This is a genomic window from Pseudomonas sp. (assembly GCF_050739935.1).
Lineage (GTDB): Bacteria > Pseudomonadota > Gammaproteobacteria > Pseudomonadales > Pseudomonadaceae > Aquipseudomonas.
In genome coordinates, this window is sequence record NZ_JBOICF010000023.1 from 78,045 (window position 1) to 98,252 (window position 20,208).

Consider the following 20,208-nt stretch of genomic DNA (forward strand, 5'->3'; position numbering starts at 1 on the left):
GCCCCGTTGCAGAGCCTCTGCCGCGGGCAGGAACCTGTATCGCATAAGCGGATTAGTGTCACGGTTGTGGTATTGAGCCAGTGACACAGTGTCACTCGGCGCAAAAAGCCCCGGTGTCTGTCTCCTGGTCTAAGCTGCGCACGGAACAGTCTCCTAAACGTCGCGGAGAACAATAACAATGGCGCCCACTCTGATCAGCGCTCACGCGCAACAAGTATTGCAAGCCGTGCAGGGCACGCATGTCAGCCCTGGGCCGACTACCGACCTGGCCATCAGGCGCTCCTGGCAGCGTTGTCTTGATGAGCATCGGCTCGACCCCGCCAGCCGTCGTGCGCCGAATGTGGTCGAGCACCCGCGCTTGCAGGACCACCGTGCGCCGCTTGCGCACGTCATCGCCGTGGCGCACTGGCAGATGAACAGTCTGCATCAGCAGATCGGCCGTGATGGTCACGTCGTGCTGCTCACCGACGCTCGCGGGGTGGCGATCGACAGTGTCTTCAACGACGCCGAGCGGGCGGAGTTTCAGCGTGCCGGGCTGTGGCTCGGGTCGGTATGGAGCGAGGAAACCGAGGGCACCAATGGCGTCGGTACCTGCCTGGTCGAGCAGCGCCAGGTGACCATTCGTCGCGATGAACATTTTCGTGGCAAGCACGTCGGGCTGACCTGCTCGGCCAGCCCGATATTCGATTCAAGAGGGCAGTTGCTTGCCGTGCTCAACCTGTCCTCGGTGCGAGAGGAGCACAGCCTTCAGCAGCACTTTCAGGCCATGGCACTGACCAACCTGTCCGCCAGGCTGATCGAAAGCTGTTTTTTCCTGGGCGATGACACACACCGCTTCCTGTTGCGCTTCCACCCGCAGGCAGGCTTCGTGGGATTGTTGGGTGAAGGTCTGCTCAGCTTCGACGAGAATGCCCGCATTTGTTCGGTCAACCAGGCGGCGCTGGATTTACTCGGCGTCGGCCGTGAGCAACTGGTCGGGCAATCGCTGACGGAGCTGCTGGAAACACCGCTTGAACAGGTGATAAGTCAGGCCAGCCCACAGCCGAGCGTCTGTTGGCCGGTGCGGTTACTGGATGGACGCCTGTTCTACGGACAGCTGCGAGAACCATTACGTAAAGCGCCTTCGATAACGCCCACGCCTCCGAAGATCAGCGACGTGCGTGTGTGCCTGGAAGATCCCCGCCTGCAGCGTGGTTTTACTCGCGCGCTACGGGTGCTGGAAGCCGATGTTCCGGTGTTTCTGCAAGGCGAGACGGGCACTGGCAAGGAAGCTTTCGCAGCGGCGCTGCACCGCGCCAGCTCACGAGCGAATCAGCCATTCATAGCGATCAATTGCGCGGCCATTCCTGAATCACTGATCGAAAGCGAGCTGTTCGGCTACCGCGGCGGCAGCTTCACCGGCGCGCGCAAGGACGGCATGGTTGGCAAGCTGGAGCAGGCCCACGGCGGCATTCTGTTTCTCGATGAGATCGCCGATATGCCGCTGGGGTTGCAGACTCGCTTGCTGCGCGTACTGGAGGAACGTCAGGTGGTGCCATTGGGCAGCGCATCGGCACGCCCGCTGGATGTGCGCGTGATCAGTGCCAGTCACCAGGATCTACAGGCCTGCGTGGCCGAAGGTCGCTTGCGCGAGGATCTGTTTTATCGCGTCGGTGGATTCGCGGTTCGGCTTCCGCCATTGCGCGAGCGCTCTGACAAAGCCAGTCTGCTCGATCTGCTGCTGCGCAACGAAGCAAAGGGCAAAAGGATTCGGTTCGAGACCGGCGTCAGGGAGCGCCTGCTGGCGCATGCCTGGCCGGGTAATGTCCGACAGTTGCGTACCTGCCTGCGTACGCTGGTTGCGTTGGCGTGGGAGGGGCAGATCACTCTGCAAGATCTGGCGGAATTGCTGCCGCTGGAGCCTGCGGCAGCGACCGAAAGTCCACTCGGAGTGTCCGAGAAGCACACGCTGCTCAACTTGATTGAGTCCGAGCACTGGCATGTCGCCCGCGTCGCCACCCGACTTGGCATCAGCCGCAACACGCTGTACCGCAAATTGCGCCATCACGGCATTTCACGACCCGGTTGAACGCAGCGTGACGTCGTCGGGGAGTCTGCTCATTGTCGAGTCGGTTCATATTTCGGAGGCAAAGTCGCTTTTGATTCTGCCCGGAGGGCGTTGGAGCTGGAGCCGCGTTTATGAGTGCGCTTGGTGCTGCAGGCGCGGGCACCACGCTGTATCACGCGTTCTCGTTGCCTGGTCGGGTAAACGAGTAGCGATCGATGTCCTGACGCAGCTGCCAACCCTGGTTTTTCCAGTAGTGGGCAGCGGCGTCGTTGGTCTTGATCACGTCGAGATGACACTTGCCGATACCCAGCGCTTCAAGGGCGCAAAGACAGCGTTGCACCAGCGTATTGGCGATGCCCTGGCGCCGATAGTCGGGCAATACCAGCAGATGCTGCAGGTAGCCGCGGCGACCGTCGTGCCCACACATTACGCAGCCGCACAGGCCCGAGTCGGTTTCCGCGACGAAGCTCATGCCGGGATTGCGCTCAAGGTATCTGGCGGTCGATTCGCGAGAGTCGGCGTCGCGCAGGGAGATGCCGGGGGTGTTGCTCATCAATGCGAGGACCGCATCGTAATCGTCCATCGTCATGACACGGAAATTGATCATGGGCAGGCCTGTGGTAAGTCGGATGCCGCAGATTAGCAGAGCGGATCGCAATGGGTGTGACAGAGGCGTTTGCGCGTCAAGCCGGAACGGGTCACTGCGTCACCGGGAGGCTTGGGCCTGCGGGCAAACCCGGCCCGTTCATGCCGGGAGCGCGCATCCAACACCGGTCTGCTGCTACCGAAGATGCAGGAGTCCTGGGGGTGTCGCTCCAGCTTGATTATTCCCTCGTGGAACGTGGGAACGAGCAAAACTTCTGCTCGTGTACTGTCTCCTTGACGAAGTGCCGTCGCGCCTGCAATGGTCCTTATTCAGGCATTCATTGGCGATCTGATCCGTATTTTTCTCCAATACCTGGCCCTGTATTGAAACAGTCATCCATTCCACAATGGTCGCCAATCCCAGCTTCCGATGCGCCTGATCGGATGTCCATGGGAGGTATCTCGTCTGTATCGCGAACATTGAGAGGAGGCCCTTATGGCCCGGATGACGATTTTCCTGCTGGGATTTCTGGCGCTGACCATCACCATCGGCATGTTGGCAACCATCCCACCAAGCTGATAACCCGCACCAGACGTTCGAGTTTTTCCTCTTCCTGCCTTTGCCGCCACAAGCACTGCGCTTCTGGTGGCATTCGGCGTGGGCGTCTCTCAGCGATTGACTGAATAGAAAATTGAGAGCCGATGTTAAAAAAATAACATTGGATGCCGTATTAACTATTTCTAACTACCCGGTTCGCTGAGCACCCTCGGGCATAGGCCCGCCTTCCTTGTAAAAATCCTCACATTTCGTCTTGACCAAAAAACGGTCGAGGACTAGTCTCGTTTTTCAAATGTGACGCCGACTCACATTTGCTGGCAGGTCACGAGAGGGCCGCCAGGAATTCCAGACAACAATAAAAACAGGACTTCATCATGTTCCAGCTAGCCCGAAAACCCGTTCGTGCTCTATCACTGGCCCTTGCCGTTTCTGCCGCCATCCTCAGTGGCGCACCTGCCCAGGCCAAAGACCTGAAAATCGGTTTCAGTCAGGTCACCCTCCAGTCTCCTTTCTATGTCCAGTTGCGTGACGGCGCCATTGCCGCTGCGAAGAAAGGTGGCGACACGCTGATCTTTCTCGACGCCAACGGCGACATCAGCAAACAGAACAATGACATTCAGGATCTGCTGACAAAAAAGGTCGACGTATTGATCATCGACCCCGTTAACCCTGATTCCGTAGGCGCTTCCCTGGATGCCGCCAAGGCCCGCAAGGTGCCAGTCATCGCCGTGGACCGTTCCATCAATGGCGATGTTGCCACCACCATCGGTCGCGACAACGTGAAGATGGGCAAACTTTCCGGTGATGCGCTGCTGGCCGCTCTGAAAAGCCACAACGTCAATGACGGCAAGATCATCGAGATTCAAGGCGACGCTGGCGGTACCGTGATGACCCAGCGGCGCAAGGGCTTTCACAGCGCCTTCGAGGGCAGCCAGTTCAAGATTGTCGATGGCCCCTACAGCGAATACATGCGCGCCAACGCGGTGACCGCGATGCAGGATCTGCTGCAGGCTCACCCCGATGTCAAAGCAGTGTTCGCGCACAATGACGACATGGCCATGGGCGCCTTGCAGGTGCTCAAGGAGCGCGGTCGCAAGGACGTGCTGGTGGCCGGTGTCGACGGTCTGTCCGAAGCCATCGATGCAATCCAGAACGGCGATCAGTACGTCGCCACCGCCCTCAACGATCCGGGTTATCTGGGCGAGGTGGCGATCGATACCGCGCGCAAACTGGCGGCCGGACAATCGGCACCGGCGTTCGTCGATGCCGGTACCCAATTGGTGACCAAGGCCAATGCAGCCCAGGTGAACCACAGCGCGACGTTTGGCGAGTACCGACCTGCCGGGAACTGATCCCTACCTGCTCGATTCCTGATTTGCCGGGGCCGTGCGAACCGTTCCGCGTGGCTCTCATTCAACGTGCTCATCATCCAACCAAGAGGGTTTCACTGTGAAAGCTGCCGTCATGTACAAACCAGGCGATATCCGCGTCGAGGAAGTCTCCAAACCTGAAGTCAAGGCAGGGCATGCGCTGGTCCGGGTCGCTGCCTGCGGAGTCTGTGGTTCGGATATCCCGCGCATGCTGAGCAAAGGCGCACACCGCATGCCGCTGATCTGCGGTCACGAATTCGCCGGTTTCATTGAAGAGATCGGCAGCGGCGTCGAGGGCTACAGCATCGGCGAGCTGGTCACCGTGCCGCCGATGATTCCCGATATCTCCAGCGATCAGTATCAACGCGGTTTTCCGTCGCGTTCCGAAAACTATGATTATTTCGGCAGCCGCCGCGACGGCGCCTACGCTGAATACGTCAACGTGCCACTGAGCAATCTGATCAAGGTGCCGCAGGGCATGGACCCGATTGCGGCATCGCTGGTCGACCCTGCCGCCATCGCCCTGCACGCCATCTGGAAGGCCGACTTCAAGGCCGGGCAGAACGGTGCAGTGGTGGGCTGTGGGCCGATCGGATTGTTCGTCATTCAGTGGCTGCGTTTGATGGGGGCCAAGGAAATCGTCGCCATCGACATCGCCGAAGAAAAGCTGGCTATGGCCCGGGAGGCAGGCGCGACCCAAACCCTGCTCAGCGGCACATCGGATGCCGAACTGCCACGTTGCCAACTGGTGGTCGAGGCGGCGGGGCATCCAAGTTCGATCAACCAGGCGGTGCAGTTGGCCAAGGCGGGCGGGCACGTGGTGTTCATCGGCATTCCGGTGTCGGACGTGCCGATCAGTACCGCGACGTTTTCCTGGTTCCTGCGTCAGGAGATTTCCCTGCATGGCGCCTGGAACTCGTTCTCCGCGCCGTTCCCCGGCGACGAGTGGACGGCATCGATCGACAAACTGGCTTCTGGTGAACTGCAATGGAAGTTCATGATTACCCACGACTTGCCCCTGGCCGAGCTGCCGGACATGTTCCGCCGTTATGCCGAACGCAAGGAAGTGGCGGCCAAGGTGATTTTCCGCCCGTAAGCCACACTCGCTGAAAACAACAAAAAGCGTCAGCCAGACGCAGGAGGAAATCGATGACCCTATTGCTGGGGCTGGACTTCGGTACCGGTGGCGTACGGGCAGGGCTGTATGACCTGCACAGCCACAGGCTGATTCAGGTCGCCGAGGCCGCGTATGCCACGCAATACCCCGAGCTGGGATGGGCCGAGCAATTGCCCGAGCACTGGTGGTCGGCGCTGGGCGAAGCCTGTCGGCGCTTGATGGCGCAAGCGGGTCATCCGCAGGTAGCCGGGGTGTGCGTGGCTACGACAGCCTCGACCGTTGTCGCCTGCAGAGCCGATGGCGAACCCCTGCGACCGGCGCTGCTGTGGATGGATTGCCGGGCCGGTCTTGAGTCCGTGCGCACCGCCCAGGTCAATCACCCGATGATGAATGCCGGTGGTGATGCCGTGGAATGGCTGGTGCCCAAAGCGATGTGGATGGCGCACAACGAGCCTGGCCTCTATGCCGCGGCGGACCGCATCTGCGAGGCGGTGGACTGGATCAACTTCAAGCTCACCGGCCGATGGGTCGCCTCGCGGCTGAATGCCAGTTGCAAATGGAACTACGACACCCGTCGCGAGCGGTTTCCGGTCGAGCTGTATGAGCAATTGGGGGTGGCCGAACTGGCCGACAAGTTGCCGCGGGAAGTGATCGCGGTGGGCGGCAAGATTGGCCCGCTCAGCGGCGAAGCGGCCAGCCACCTTGGCCTGAGTCGCGACTCCCTGGTGGCCCAGGGCGGAATCGACGCGCACATGGCGATGCTCAGCGCCGGCACCACCGGGGCCGGGGAGCTGCTGTTCATCGGCGGCACGTCGGTGGTTCAGCTCATGCACACCCCTGAACGCATGGATGTGCCGGGGATCTGGGGGCCTTACCCTGACGCGCTGCTCGACGGGCAGTGGCTGATGGAAGGCGGCCAGGTTTCCGCCGGATCGATCCTCAACTGGTTGGCACAGAAGATGTTCGGCCTGGACGCAGCAGGCCATCAGCAACTGATCAAGCAGGCTCAACAGCTCAAACCGGGTTCCACCGGGTTGCTGGTGCTCGACTACTGGATGGGCAATCGCACGCCTTACCGCTCGCCGGACATGCGCGGCGCGATCATGGGGCTTTCACTCAATCATGACCGGCATGATCTGTATCGGGCCTCGGTGGAAGCGATTGCGCTGGGTTCGGCCAATATCTTCCATACCTGGCGCTCCCAGGGCACCGAGATCACCCGCGTCGTCGCGGCGGGCGGCTTCCAGAACAATCCGCTGTGGCTGCAGGCTACGGTGGACGCTACCGGCGTACCGTTCGAAATGGTGGCCCACGATAACCTAACCCTGATTGGCACCGCAGCCGCGGCAGCCTGTGCCTTGGGCGCGTTTGACAATCTGCAGCAGGCGGCGACCGATTTCACCACCCGCGGCAGCATCATCGAGCCGGATGCTCAGGCTCACGACTGTTATGTCGAGCTGCTCGGACGTTATCGCGAGGCTACTGAAAGCGTCGCGCCGATCAGTTGCAAGTCGGGGCTCTCCCGCAACGCCAATGCCTCCAGGGCCACCCTCGCGAGGCCGACAGCATGAGTGAATCGGGCAAGCACGAATACCAACCGGGAGAAGCCCCCGGCGCGCAGGAATCACTGGCACCGCGTCTGCCTAACGAGACCCAGCGCGAGGACCTGATGGTGCAGGTCGCCAAACTGTTCTACGACCTCGAAAAAAACCAGAGTGATATTTCCCGCGAAACCGGCCTGACTCGCTGGCAGGTCAGTCGCCTATTGCGTGAAGCTCGGGAAACCGGCGTGGTGCGCATCGAGATCGTCGCGCGCTCGACGCGTCTGCCGCATCTGGAGGCTGAACTGCAACGCCGCTATGGCCTGCGCGAGGCGCTGGTGGTGGCTGACGACAACGACGCCAGCGCGTTGAACACCGTGACCCAGGCCGCCGCTCGCTATCTGTGCAACTTGCAACCGGCGCCGGATCTGATTGGCGTGTCCTGGGGGCGGACCCTGACCAAGATGTCGCAGTGGCTGACGCCGCGCTGGAACGAAGCGCTCAATGTGGTACTGCTCAACGGCGCCATCAACACCCATTCGGTGGGCGAGCCGAGCCATAACGTCGCCGAGCGTTTCGCCCAGGCGGCCAGAGGGCGCGCCACTCTGTTGCCGGTCCCGGCGATTCTCGGCAACGCCCGCACCCGCGAGGCCCTGGAGCAGGATCCGATCATCGCCAGTGTGCTGCGCCTCGGCGAGCAGGCGTCGGTGGCCTGTTTCAGTCTGGGTGAACTGTCCAACCGCTCGGTTCTGCTGGAGTCGGGCTACGTCGACGAACCCCTGATCGAAGAACTGGCGCGTCGCGGCGCGGTGGGGGACATCATGGGTCGCTTCATTGGTGCGGACGGCAAAGTGGTCATGCCCGAACTGGACGACCGCACCTTGGGCCTGCGTCCCGAAGCATTGCACGACAAGGCCTGGTCGATAGCGGTTTGCGTCGGTCAGGCCAAGCACGCTGTGGTGCTGGCCTGTCTGCGCGCCGGCTACGCCAATGTGCTGGCCACCGACGAAGCCACCGCGAATTTCTTGCTGGAGCAGGACCATGAATGACCTGGCACTGGATATCCGTCATCTGTCCAAGCGTTTTCCGCCGAATGTCACCGCACTCACCGATGCCAGCCTGACTGTCAGGCGCGGCGAGGTGCACTGCTTGCTCGGAGCCAACGGCGCGGGCAAGAGCACGCTGCTGAAAATCGTCGCCGGCGCTCATCGCCCGGACGACGGCGAGATGTTGATTGGCGGGCGCAACGTCGAATTGAAAAATCCGCAGCAGGCCCGTGAAGCCGGCATCGCGATGATCTATCAGGAGTTGGACCTGGTCGGGCAAATGACCGTCGAAGAGAACCTGATGCTCGGTTACACCCCACACCGTTTCGGCATCGTTTCCAGAGCCCGACGCAGTGCGCGGGTGAAGGAAGCATTGGCGCGTGTGGGTGCCGGATTCAGTGCCTCGGCGCGGGTGGAAACCCTGTCGATCGCCAACCAGCAATTGGCGGCCATCGCACGCGCCCTGACCTGTGATGCGCGCGTGGTGGTGATGGACGAGCCTTCGGCGGCGCTCAATGAAACCGAGCTGAAACGGGTGTTTCAGGTGATTCGCGAAATCACTGCTGCGGGCGTCGCGGTGTTGTACGTCAGCCATCGTTTGAACGAAATCCGCGAGATTGGCGACCGCGTCACGGTGCTGCGTGCAGGGCGGACGCTGGAGACGCAAGCGTTGTCCGAGGTCGACGATCGCGCGTTGATCGCGGCAGTGGTAGGCGAGCATCGCGAACTGCTCGAACGCGCCGAGCGCAAGCCGCCACGGGATGCGCTGGCGTTGCAGGTCACCCGATTGCAAGGCGCGCAGGGTCTGGATGTGCGCGATCTGGAAGTTCGTCAGGGCGAGATCGTCGGTCTGGCCGGGCTCAATGGCGCCGGACGCAGCAGCCTGCTCAAGGGGCTGTTCGGTGCCAGCAAGGTCGATGCGCAGGTGCGTCTGTTCGGCGAACCCTATTCAGTGCGTACGGCGCGTCAGGCGATTCGTTGCGGCGTCGGCCTGGTTCCGGAAAGTCGCAAGAGTCAGGGCCTGCTACTGGACGCGGCGATCTACCGAAATGCCACGCTGGTCCACACCCGGCGCCTGACCTGGTTCTCTCATGCCCAGGCCAAGCAGCGCAGCGAGCCGGTGCTCAAGCGCCTGCAAACCAAGTTCGACAATCTGGAACAACCTGTTCGGCAGCTCTCCGGCGGCAATCAGCAGAAAGTGGTCATGGCCAAGTGGGTGATCGACGGCACGCGGCTGCTGTTGCTTGACGAGCCGAGTCGCGGGCTGGATGTCGGCGCCAAGGCTGACCTTTATGCGCTGGCGCGCTCGTTGGCCGAGGAGGGCGCGGCGGTGCTGGTGGCCAGCAGCGAACTGGACGAACTATACGTCAACTGTGACCGCATCTGGGTCATGCACGAAGGCCGGAATGTCGCGTGTTTCGACCCGCTGCACGCCAGCCGCGACCAGATTGAACAAACCATCCTGATGGGTACAAAGGCCTGAATCATGACAACTACAAGCAAAAGCCTGTCGTCTCTGGAGCGCCCTGCAATGCTCCCCGAATTTCGCCGCAATGCCGTGCTGGATTGGGTAATGCGCTACAACTTCGTGTTCATCTTTCTGTTCGCGGTGGTCGTCGCGACGTTTCTATCTGATGACTTTCTGACGTTCGGCAACGTCGCCAATCTGTTCCAGCAGGGCGCCATCGTCGGCATCGTCGCCATCGGCATGACCTTCGTGATCCTCACGGCCAACATCGATCTGTCAGTGGGCAGTTTGTGTGCCTTTGGCGGCATCCTGGTGTCGGTGATGTTGCAGCAGCAGGTCGGTGGCTGGCTGGCCGTGCCGGCAACGTTGCTGGCCGGGCTGTTGATCGGCACGTTCATGGGCAGCATCACGGTATTCGGCAAGGTGCCCAGCTTCATCGTGACCCTGGCCGGGCTGGTATCGCTACGCGGCATGACTTTCCTGGCGTCCGACGGTGCGCCCATCAACGGTCTGCCACAGAGCTTCACTCGCATAGGTTCGGCGATGATCGACATCCTGCCCAGCCAAGGCATCGCGTTTCCGGTGTTGGGCCTGATCTTTCTGTTGATTACCGCCGTTGCCTGGCTGGTGCTGCGATACACCGTGTTCGGTGAGTACGTGCTGGCGACCGGGGGTAATGTCGAGGCTGCGCGGTTGTCTGGTGTGCCGGTGCGAGCCGTGACCATTGCCGTTTTTGCGATCTGCGGCGTGCTGGCGGCATTCGGCGGCATTCTCATGACCTCACGGTTGCATGTCGGGCAGCCGACGGCGGCGCAGGGGATGGAGCTGGACGCCATCGCCGCCGTGGTGCTGGGTGGCACCAGCCTGTTCGGCGGGCGGGGCAGTGTGGTGGGCACGGCGGTGGCAGTGATGTTGCTCCAGGTGCTGCGCAACATCTTCAACCTGCTCGGGCTGGGCTCCTTCTATCAGATGGCGATCACCGGCGTGATCATCGTCCTGGCGATCCTGCTCAACCGGCTGATTGATCACTATGCCGGGCGCACTTGAGCCAATTAATGAGGGCATAGGCAAACGGCCTGGCTGACACGTGTAGAAGTCTGGCTTGCCAGCGGTAGCGATCTTGATGACGCCACGCCGGCAAGCCGGACTGCTACAGGGAGGATCTTTAGCGCAGGATTGGATCAACGCGTCGGTGCGTCCTCATCTGCACGTTGCGCCCTTTAATAAGAACCATTACTATTCGCGCCTCCCGCCCCCTACCTCCCCATTCCCATGACGCTCAAGCCGCCACGAAGCAAAGGCTTTCTTGATCATTACGAAGAGCTCGTGGGCACTTGGACCCGCCGTCTAAAGAGCCGTCATCAGGCCGAAGATCTGACCCATGACGCGTTCGTGCGGGTGCTTGAATCCTCCGGCGGGGGCAGCGTCGAGCAGCCTCGCGCCTATTTGCACCAGACCGCGCGCAATATCGCGGTCGACACCTGGCGGCGCGAAGACCGCCGCTCGGAGCTCGAATCCGAATCCATCGACCCTGCGGCCAGTCACGGGGATGATCCGGAGGCATTCATGCATGCCATTGAGCTGGCGGATTCCATCGAACGGGCCTTGGCCGAGCTGCCGCTGAACTGCCGCAAGGTGTTCATCTGGCAGAAACTCGAAGGCCTGACCCAGCAGGAAATCGCCGAACGTTTGGGCTTGAGCAAGAACATGGTGGAAAAGTATATGATTCGCACGCTTCGCCATTTGCGCGACCGGCTGGATGCCCCGCGGCAATGAAGCATCGTCAGCGGGAACAGGCCCGCCTTTCATCTGCTCAGGAAATGCCATGACGACGGACCGTAAATGTCCATGCGGCGACGAGGCGGTGCGCGACCAGGCGGCGTGGTGGTTCGCCCGCTCCCGCGACGGCGATTTGTCCGCGCACGAACGCGCCAGTTTCCAGAACTGGCTCGACGCCCACGATCAGCACGCCTATGAGTACCGCCTGTTGCAGAGCCTGTGGGGCGCCGCCGACCTGCTGCCCAAAGCACGGCTCGAAGCCCTTTGTCAGGCCGATGCGCCAACCTCTTTGCCGGTGCCGCGACCCATCGCTCGCCGAACCTTCGTGCGCTATGCCGTGGCCGCGAGCCTGGTGGCGATGGTGGTGGGGTCGGGCCTGTATTTCGGCCTGAGTCGACAACCCGATTACAGCGCCGAATTCGCCACCGTGCTGGGCGAGCGGCGTCAGGTCGCATTGCCGGATGGCTCAGTGGTGGACCTCAATGGCCGCACCCGGATCAACGTGCATTTCTTCAGCGCCAGTCGGCAGGTCGAACTGACCGAGGGCGAAGCCATGTTCAGCGTCGAGCACGACAGCTCCCGGCCCTTCGTGGTGCAGACCGGCAATGGTTCGGTAACGGTCACGGGCACCCGTTTCGATGTGCGTCGCGATCCGAGCAGAACCCTGGTGGCGGTCGAGTCCGGCACGGTCAAGGTCAAGGGGCACTCCGGTTCAGGTAGCGCGTCTTCTGGCAGTAGTTCGGACGACGATGGCAATCGGGTGACGCTCACCGCCGGGCTTGGGTCGAGCATCGACGCCAACGGCAAGGTGCTGCCTGCCTCCGCCATCAACACCGCTGCGCTCACCGCCTGGCGCGGTGGCAAGCTGGTATTTAACGACACCTCCCTGCGCGATGTGGTACTGGAAGTGTCGCGCTACCGTGAAAAACCGCTGCGGGTCGCGGAAGGCAAGGTCGCCAATCTGCGGCTGACCAGCGTGTTCAAATCCGATGACACCGACGCGCTGCTGCGGGCCTTGCCGAGCATCCTGCCGGTCGCCGTGCGCACCCTGCCGGACGGCAGTCAGGAAATATTTTCAAAATAGATTCAGGTTTTTCGCGACCCCTTCGTCTTCTTGTCCAACTGCGATTGCTTAGCATTTCGAACAATGCAGATCTGCTTGCGCATTCTGGAACCCTCAGGACAAGACCCGACGTGAAAAACAATAGACTCAACACGCTGCAACTGACCGTCAGCCGCACACTGCCTGCGTCGCAAACACCCCGCTGGCTGCCGTGGGTGCTGGCCCTGGCGGTCGCTGCCAGCGTCAGCGACAGCTACGCCGAAGATGCGCCGACTGCCATCCATATCCGGGCTCAACCCCTGAGCGCTGCGTTGAGCCAGTTGGGTCAGCAGACTTCTCTGCAATTGTTCTTCAGCCCGGACCTGGTCGCCGGCAAACTGGCGCCGGCGGTAGACGGCACGCTGTCGCCAGAGCAGGCGCTGCGCTCGCTGTTGCAGGGCAGTGGCCTGGACTACGAAATGTCCGCCGACACGGTGGTGCTCAAGCCGGCCGGGCAGAGTGCTTCGGCAACGCCCGGCAGTATGGAAATCGCGCCGATGGAAGTGAAGGTGGTCGGCGACTGGTTGGGCGATGCCGACCAGGCCGTGGTGCAGAATCACCCTGGCGCGCGCACTGTCGTGCGCCGCCAAGCCATGGTCGAGCAGGGCGCCCAGAACGTCGGCGATGTGTTACGGCGCATTCCCGGGGTGCAGGTGCAAGAGTCCAACGGCACCGGCGGCAGCGACATTTCCCTTAACGTCGGCGTGCGCGGCCTGACGTCGCGGCTGTCGCCTCGCTCCACGGTGCTGATCGACGGCGTGCCAGCTGCGTTTGCGCCTTATGGCCAGCCGCAGTTGTCCATGGCGCCGATTTCGTCGGGCAACCTGGACAGCATCGATGTGGTCCGCGGTGCCGGCTCGGTGCGTTACGGGCCGCAGAACGTTGGCGGCGTGATCAACTTCGTGACCCGCGCCATTCCGGAAAAACTCAGCGGCGATCTCAGCAGCACCATCGAAACCAGCCGTCATGGCGGTTACAAAAACCTCGACACCTTGTTTCTTGGTGGCACGGCGGACAACGGTCTGGGGGCGGCGTTGCTGTATTCCACGGTCAATGGCTCGGGCTACCGGTCCAGCAATAACGACAATGACATCGATGATGTCTTGTTCAAGACCCATTGGGCACTGACCGACGCAGACGACCTGTCGGTGAACTTCCATTATTACGACGCCAAGGCCGACATGCCGGGCGGGTTGACTCAGAGGCAGTTCGACGCCAACCCCTATCAGTCCGACCGCGACTACGACAACTTCAGCGGCCGGCGCAAGGACGTGTCGATCAAGTACAAACGGCAGATCGACGAGTCGACCCAGGCCGAAGTGCTGACCTACTACACCGACAGTTTCCGTGGCAGCAACATCGCCGCCCGGGACCAGAAAACCCTCGGCTCGTTTCCCCGCAGCTACCACACCTTTGGCATCGAGCCGCGGGTCTCCCACGTGCTGGATCTGGGACCGACCACGCAGGAAGTCAGCGTCGGCGCGCGTTACCTGAAGGAAGCGATGCACGAGCAGGCGTCGCGCCTGGGGCTGGTGAACAACACGCCGGTGGCAATTCCGGGCTCGGACGGTCACGTGTATCAGGACCGCACCGGCGGCACCGAAGCCACGGCGTTCTATATCGACGACAAGATCGACATCGGCAAGTGGACCGTTACCCCCGGCATTCGCTTCGAGCACATCAGCACCGACTGGCACGAACGCCCGGTGCTGGGCACCAATGGGGTGCGGGTGCAGGAGAAGGACCGCAGCGTCAACAATAACGAGCCGCTCCCGGCGCTGAGCGTGATGTATCACCTCTCGGATGAGTGGAAACTGTTTGCCAACTACGAGACCTCGTTCGGCAGCCTGCAATACTTCCAGGTTGCCCAGGGCGGCATCGGCAACGACACCGCCAACGGCCTGCAACCGGAGAAAGCCAAGACCTACGAGCTGGGCACCCGTTACGATAACGGCAATTGGGGCGGCGAGCTGACAGCGTTCTACATCGACTTCGACGACGAACTGCAATACATCAGCAATGACGTGGGCTGGACCAACCTCGGCGCCACCAAACACCAGGGCATCGAAGCCTCGGCGCACTACGACCTCAGCGCCCTGGACCCACGCCTGCAAGGGCTGACCGCCAACGCCGGCTTCACCTACACCCGCGCAACCTATGAAGGCGAAATCCCCGGCTTCAAGGGACGTGACCTGCCGTTCTACTCGCGCCAAGTGGCCACCCTGGGCCTGCGCTATGACGTCAACCGCTGGACCTACAACCTCGACGGCTTCGCTCAATCCAAACAGCGAGCGCCAGGCACCGGCACCAACGCCGACGGCAGCTTCAACGGCAACTACATCACCGAGCCCTCGGCGGACGGCCAATACGGCAACATTCCCGGCTACGTCACCTGGAACCTGCGCGGCGCCTACGACTTCGGTAAGCAATTGTCCAACCTCAAGCTCGGTGCCGGCGTGAAAAACCTCTTCGACCACCAATACTTCACCCGCTCCAGCGACAACAACTCGGGGATCTACCTGGGGCAGCCGCGGACGTTTTTCGTGCAGGCGAGTGTGGGTTTTTGATTCGTTGGGCGCAGACGTGATCTGACAGGAGATGGCAACCCTGTGGGAGCGAATCCACTGGTGATGGTATTCCAGACGCAGGAGATGCGACGGCCGCGGCATCGCATCGCGAATGAATTCGCTCACACAGTTGTTTGGCGTCGACCCTCAATCCACCTCAATATCCAGCCGCTTCAACCGCGAGGCCAGTGTCGTGGGCTTGATCCCCAGCAGTTGGGCCGCGCCGCCTTTGCCAAACAACTTGCCGTGGGCGGCTTTCAGGGCGGCGTGCATGTTGTTGCGTTCCAGGTCGCGCATCTGGCTTTCTGTGAGGAAGCCTTGTTCGGGCAGGGTGCTGGTGGCTGAGCTGCCGGCGGGTTTGGTTTCTTCTGGCAGGTCCAGGTTCAGATCAGCGCCAGTGGAGGTGATCAGGCCGCGTTCGATGACGTTCTGCAGCTCGCGAATGTTGCCCGGCCAGGAGTAGTTCTGCAGCCGTTCGATGTCGCTGTTGCGCAGGCGGCGGCCGGGCATGTTCAGGCGTTTGCTCACTTGCTTGAGAAAGTGCGCGGCCAGCGGTGCAATGTCCATCGGGCGGTCGCGCAGGGCAGGAGACTGGATCGGAAAGACGTTCAGGCGAAAGTACAGATCCTCGCGAAAATGCCTGGCGCCGACCTCTTGCCGCAGATCGCGATTGGTCGCGGCGATGATCCGCACATCCACTTTGCGCGTGCGCTCTTCACCCACGCGCTCGAATTGCCCCTCCTGCAATACCCGCAACAGCTTGCTTTGCAATTCCAGCGGGATTTCGCCGATCTCGTCGAGAAACAGCGTGCCGCCATCGGCCAGTTCGAAACGCCCGACGCGATCACGCACGGCACCGGTGAACGCGCCGCGAATGTGCCCGAAGAACTCACTCTCGAACAACTCGGTGGGAATCGCCGCGCAGTTGACCCGGATCAGCGGATGCGCGCTGCGGCGGCTGGCCTGATGAATGGCGCGGGCGATCAGCTCCTTGCCGGTGCCGGACTCGCCGTTGATCAACACGCTGGCGTCGGTGGGCGCAACGACGTCGATCTGCTTGATGATTTTCAGAATCGGCGCGCTCTGCCCGACGATCTCGCGGAAGTTGTGCTCGATGTGAATCTCTTCCTGCAAATAAGCGTTCTGCTCTTCCAGCCTTTGTTTGAGCAGCTTGAGCTCATCCAGCGCCGTTTGCAGCTGAGTTTCGGTGCTGCGCCGTTCGGTGATGTCGCGAAACACCACCACGGCGCCGGCGATGCGCCCGTCGGAGATTACCGGCGTGCTGGTGAATTCCACCGGAAAGCAGCTTCCGTCGCGCCGCCAGAACACCTCCTGGCGACCCTCATGCACCACGCCGTCATGCACCGCCTTGTAAATCGGGCAGTCTTCCACCGGATAGTGGCTGCCATCTTCGTGGCTGTGATGGTGAATGCGGTGGATGTTCTTGCCGATCATGTCCTTCACCTCCCAGCCGAGCATCCGTGCGCCGGCCGGGTTGACGAAAGTCGCGAGCCCCTCGCTGTCGATCGCATAGATACCATCGCCCACCGAGCTGAGCAGCAACTGGTTGTCACGCTCGGATTCCTGAAACAGGTTGAGGATATTGCGCCACTCGATCAGCCCGCCGCGCATGGTGCGTTCGGTGTGCGCCTGATCCTGCTGGTACTTCTGTTGGCTGGCTTCGCGCATGACCAGGATCAGCTGCGGGCTGCCTTTGATCTGCAGGGTGGTGGCGGAAATCTCCAGTTCGATGCGCTCGCCGGTCTTGATGTTGCAGCTCAGGTCGTCGGTCCAGCCGCGGCCTTTGTCCATCACCGCCTGGGTGAAGACGATCAGGTCCGCCAGCTGATGGCCGAACAACTTGCTCACCGGCAACGCCAGCAGCTCCTGGCGCGGATAGCCGAGCAGCTTGCAGGCCGCGATGTTGAGGTCACCGAAGTGATCAGTGAAGGGGTCGAGCAGGGCGATGGCTTCGGCGCAGTGCTCGAAGACCATGTGCCGCGAGGAATAAGCGAGGTCGGCCCAGCCGATCAGCGAGTCGGGTTCGTTCATGATTACGAAATCTCGTGATATGGCGCTACGAATATTCGTATTTCTACGGGAATGCGTGATTTCCCGAAAGCATCAGAAAGGCGCCATAAAAGCGGATCAGATAACTAATTTGCGCAAAATCAAACGCTTAAGGTCGAGGGGTAAATGCATTTATTTTCTGGCACGGCGTTCGCTCTGCTTCTGATGTCACCCGGTGCTCGATCCAGACCACCGACAACACCTGAACGAACGGAGCGACGACATGCCAAGCGTAGACATCAACCACTATCAAGACGGCGACTTCCTGGTCAATTACGAAGAGAAGGTCTTCGAGGACGTCAAAGCCGAGCCAGGGGAAAAAGTCCTGCTGACCTTCCACACCATCGCGTTCGAAGGGTCCATCGGCCTGGTCAACATGCTTCAGGCCAAACGCCTGCTGCGCAAGGGTTTCGAAACCAAGGTGTTGCTCTACGGGCCAGGCGTGCAGCTGGGTGTGCAACGGGGCTTCCCGACTCTGGGCGCCGAGGCCTTTCCGGGGCATCTGGCGGTGAACAACCAGATCAAGGCGTTCATGGCCGAAGGCGGTGAGGTCTATGCCTGCCGTTTTGCCTTGCAGGCGCTGTACGGTCAGACCGAAAAAGCCCTGATCGAAGGCATCCGCCCGATCAACCCGCTGGACGTGATGGACCTGCGTCTGCTGATGCGCCGTGAGGGCGCGATGATCATTGATACCTGGACGGCTTGAGGCCCGACAACGCCGATTGGGCCGGCTGACGCAAACCCCTTTGGGAGCGGATTTATCCGCGAAGGGCCTATACATCCGACGCATTCGTGTCGCTTGAACGCCTTTTCGCGAATGAATTCGCTCCCACAGAAATCGCGTCCGGCGACACCTCAATGAATGCCCGCAGCCAACGATCAACGCATGACCAGGACAACCCCATGACCACCATCCGCGCCGCCGCCGTTCAGTTCAGCCCCGTGCTGTACTCCCGCGAAGCCACCGTCGCCAAGCTGTGCCGCACCTTGCTCGCGCTCGGCCGGGAAGGTGTGCAATTCGCGGTTTTTCCGGAAACCGTGGTGCCGTACTACCCCTATTTCTCCTTCGTCCAGCCGCCCTTCGCGATGGGCCGGGAACACCTGCAACTGCTGGAACAATCGGTCACTGTGCCGTCGGACGTCACCCGACAAATCGGCGAGGCCTGTCGTGAAGCGGGCATCGTCGCCTCCATCGGCGTCAACGAGCGCGAAGGCGGCACGATCTATAACGCCCAGTTGCTGTTCGATGTCGACGGCACGCTGATTCAGCACCGCCGCAAGATCACCCCGACCTACCACGAGCGCATGGTTTGGGGCCAGGGCGACGGCTCCGGGCTGTGCGCGGTCGATAGCGCCGTTGGCCGCATCGGCTCGCTGGCCTGCTGGGAGCATTACAACCCGCTGGCCCGTTACGCCTTGATGGCGGACGGCGAGCAGATCCACGTGGCGATGTTCCCCGGCTCGCTGGTGGGCGACATTTTTGCCGAACAGATCGAAGTCACCATCCGCCATCACGCCCTGGAGTCCGGCTGTTTCGTGGTCAACGCCACCGCCTGGCTCGACGCCGATCAACAGGGCCAGATAATGCAGGACACCGGCTGCGGCCTGGGGCCGATTTCCGGCGGTTGCTTCACCGCCATCGTTTCGCCGGAGGGTAAGTTGCTCGGCGAACCGCTGCGTCAGGGCGAGGGCTGGGTGATCGCCGATCTCGATCTGAAACTCATCGACAAGCGCAAACGCATGATGGATTCGGTGGGGCATTACAGCCGCCCGGAGCTGCTCAGCCTGCTGATTGATCGCACTCCCACCGCCAAGGTCCACGAACGCAGCGCGCATCCGCTGATGTCTGCCCGCGAGGAGCTTACTCATGCAGACCAATGAACTGCTCGCCGAACTGCAATGCCACGGTGTGCGCTGGCCGGCTGCGCAAAACGGCCTGTCGCGCCAGGGCGGGGCGGGGCCGTCGGATCACAAGGCGTTGACGTTTGGTGATCGAACCATGATGGTGCCGATCCTCAATCAGGCCTCGCAGACCTCGCCCTATCAGGCCCAGCCCAGTGCCGACGGCAGCCTGGCGCTGATCTTTCGCGAAGGCTTGCAGGTCGGTCAGGTGAAAATGCCGGGGGTGCCGAACTTCTACAGCCGCAGTACCGCCGACGGCATTCCGTACTGGAAGATCGCCACGCTGCACAGCGCCGATGTGCTGGCCACCACCGTGTTGCAGCACTGCATCCGCTTCAACGATCGCAGCATCTCCTGCCAGTTCTGCGCCATTGGCCAGTCCCTGGCGGCCGGCAAGACCATCGCCCGCAAACGTCCGCAGCAGCTGGCTGAAGTGGCCAAGGCCGCAGTGGAACTCGATGGCGTGAAGCACATGGTCATGACCACCGGCACTCCGCAGACCCTCGATCGTGGCGCGGCGATTCTCTGTGAGTCAGCCGCCGCCGTGACCGCCGCCGTGGATTTACCGATCCAGGCCCAGTGCGAACCGCCCGACGATGACATCTGGTTCGAACGCCTGGCCGAGAGCGGCGTGGTGTCGCTGGGCATGCACCTTGAAGCGGTCACCGACGAGGTCCGCCAACGCATCATGCCGGGCAAGGCCGAAGTGCCGCTGAGCCGTTATTTCGAAGCCTTCGAGGCTGCGGTGAAAGTGTTCGGTCGTGGTCAGGTCAGCACCTACATCCTGGCCGGGTTGGGCGACAGTGAGCGGGCGATCACCGAGATGAGCGAACGCCTGAGCGCCATGGGCGTGTATCCGTTCGTGGTGCCGTTCGTGCCCATCGACGGTACTCCGCTGGCCAACCATCCCAAACCCGATAGCGCGATGATGGCCCGGCTGTATCCGCAGATCGGCGCCAGCCTGCGCCGTCACGGCTTGCACTCGGACAACATCAACGCAGGCTGCGCCAAATGTGGCGCGTGTTCGGCGCTGAAGAATCACGAATGAAGTAGCG

General features: G+C 61.7%; 15 protein-coding genes. 13 read left to right on the forward strand and 2 right to left on the reverse strand.

Annotation, left to right across the window (positions count from 1 at the left end; all coding sequences use genetic code 11):
* Nucleotides 1-178 precede the first annotated feature (178 nt).
* Nucleotides 179-2,068, forward strand: coding sequence for a sigma-54-dependent Fis family transcriptional regulator (locus tag ACRER8_RS03915; protein ID WP_431745039.1), 1,890 nt, complete (start codon nucleotides 179-181; stop codon nucleotides 2,066-2,068).
* Nucleotides 2,069-2,219: 151 nt separating this feature from the next.
* Here the strand turns inward: ACRER8_RS03915 and ACRER8_RS03920 are convergent, their stop codons facing one another.
* Entirely contained in the window at nucleotides 2,220-2,654 is a 435-nt protein-coding gene (locus tag ACRER8_RS03920; RefSeq protein ID WP_431745040.1) for a GNAT family N-acetyltransferase, read from the reverse strand.
* A gap of 911 nt (nucleotides 2,655-3,565) precedes the next feature.
* Here ACRER8_RS03920 and ACRER8_RS03925 point away from each other — a divergent pair.
* The 9 genes from ACRER8_RS03925 (at nucleotide 3,566) to ACRER8_RS03965 (ending at nucleotide 15,181) form a co-directional block, all read left to right on the forward strand.
* On the forward strand, nucleotides 3,566-4,543 hold the full coding sequence (locus tag ACRER8_RS03925) for a substrate-binding domain-containing protein (RefSeq protein WP_431745041.1): 978 nt from the start codon (nucleotides 3,566-3,568) through the stop codon (nucleotides 4,541-4,543).
* 97 nt (nucleotides 4,544-4,640) lie between these two features.
* Nucleotides 4,641-5,657 carry a galactitol-1-phosphate 5-dehydrogenase gene (locus tag ACRER8_RS03930; RefSeq protein WP_431745042.1) on the forward strand — a complete coding sequence of 339 codons (1,017 nt, stop codon included), beginning with the start codon at nucleotides 4,641-4,643 and terminating at the stop codon, nucleotides 5,655-5,657.
* A gap of 53 nt (nucleotides 5,658-5,710) precedes the next feature.
* Nucleotides 5,711-7,249, forward strand: coding sequence for an FGGY-family carbohydrate kinase (locus tag ACRER8_RS03935; protein WP_431745043.1), 1,539 nt, complete (start codon nucleotides 5,711-5,713; stop codon nucleotides 7,247-7,249).
* A complete protein-coding gene (locus tag ACRER8_RS03940) occupies nucleotides 7,246-8,268 on the forward strand; it encodes a sugar-binding transcriptional regulator (protein WP_431745044.1) in 1,023 nt (340 codons plus the stop codon). The genes ACRER8_RS03935 and ACRER8_RS03940 overlap by 4 nt, the downstream gene beginning before the upstream one ends.
* A complete protein-coding gene (locus tag ACRER8_RS03945) occupies nucleotides 8,261-9,748 on the forward strand; it encodes a sugar ABC transporter ATP-binding protein (RefSeq protein ID WP_431745045.1) in 1,488 nt (495 codons plus the stop codon). The genes ACRER8_RS03940 and ACRER8_RS03945 overlap by 8 nt, the downstream gene beginning before the upstream one ends.
* Before the next feature lie 3 nt (nucleotides 9,749-9,751).
* Nucleotides 9,752-10,780, forward strand: a complete 1,029-nt coding sequence (locus ACRER8_RS03950) for an ABC transporter permease (RefSeq protein WP_431745046.1) — start codon at nucleotides 9,752-9,754, stop codon at nucleotides 10,778-10,780.
* Between the two features lie 225 nt (nucleotides 10,781-11,005).
* Nucleotides 11,006-11,509 carry a sigma-70 family RNA polymerase sigma factor gene (locus tag ACRER8_RS03955; protein ID WP_431745047.1) on the forward strand — a complete coding sequence of 168 codons (504 nt, stop codon included), beginning with the start codon at nucleotides 11,006-11,008 and terminating at the stop codon, nucleotides 11,507-11,509.
* Between the two features lie 49 nt (nucleotides 11,510-11,558).
* Entirely contained in the window at nucleotides 11,559-12,596 is a 1,038-nt protein-coding gene (locus tag ACRER8_RS03960; RefSeq protein WP_431745048.1) for a FecR family protein, read from the forward strand.
* A gap of 158 nt (nucleotides 12,597-12,754) precedes the next feature.
* Complete coding sequence (locus ACRER8_RS03965; RefSeq protein ID WP_431745109.1) at nucleotides 12,755-15,181, forward strand: TonB-dependent siderophore receptor; 2,427 nt, start codon at nucleotides 12,755-12,757, stop codon at nucleotides 15,179-15,181.
* Nucleotides 15,182-15,328: 147 nt separating this feature from the next.
* Here ACRER8_RS03965 and ACRER8_RS03970 read toward each other — a convergent pair whose 3' ends face one another.
* Nucleotides 15,329-17,233: a sigma 54-interacting transcriptional regulator gene (locus tag ACRER8_RS03970; RefSeq protein WP_431745049.1), complete on the reverse strand. Its 1,905-nt coding sequence runs from the start codon at nucleotides 17,231-17,233 to the stop codon at nucleotides 15,329-15,331.
* 241 nt (nucleotides 17,234-17,474) lie between these two features.
* Between ACRER8_RS03970 and ACRER8_RS03975 the strand changes: the two genes are divergently transcribed.
* The 3 genes from ACRER8_RS03975 to ACRER8_RS03985 all read left to right on the forward strand — a co-directional run bounded on the left by ACRER8_RS03975 (nucleotide 17,475) and on the right by ACRER8_RS03985 (nucleotide 20,201).
* Nucleotides 17,475-17,957, forward strand: coding sequence for an MSMEG_0572/Sll0783 family nitrogen starvation response protein (locus tag ACRER8_RS03975; protein WP_431745050.1), 483 nt, complete (start codon nucleotides 17,475-17,477; stop codon nucleotides 17,955-17,957).
* Between the two features lie 197 nt (nucleotides 17,958-18,154).
* Entirely contained in the window at nucleotides 18,155-19,132 is a 978-nt protein-coding gene (locus ACRER8_RS03980; protein WP_431745051.1) for a Nit6803 family nitrilase, read from the forward strand.
* Nucleotides 19,119-20,201 carry an MSMEG_0568 family radical SAM protein gene (locus ACRER8_RS03985; RefSeq protein WP_431745052.1) on the forward strand — a complete coding sequence of 361 codons (1,083 nt, stop codon included), beginning with the start codon at nucleotides 19,119-19,121 and terminating at the stop codon, nucleotides 20,199-20,201. The genes ACRER8_RS03980 and ACRER8_RS03985 overlap by 14 nt, the downstream gene beginning before the upstream one ends.
* The last annotated feature ends 7 nt before the right edge of the window (nucleotides 20,202-20,208 follow it).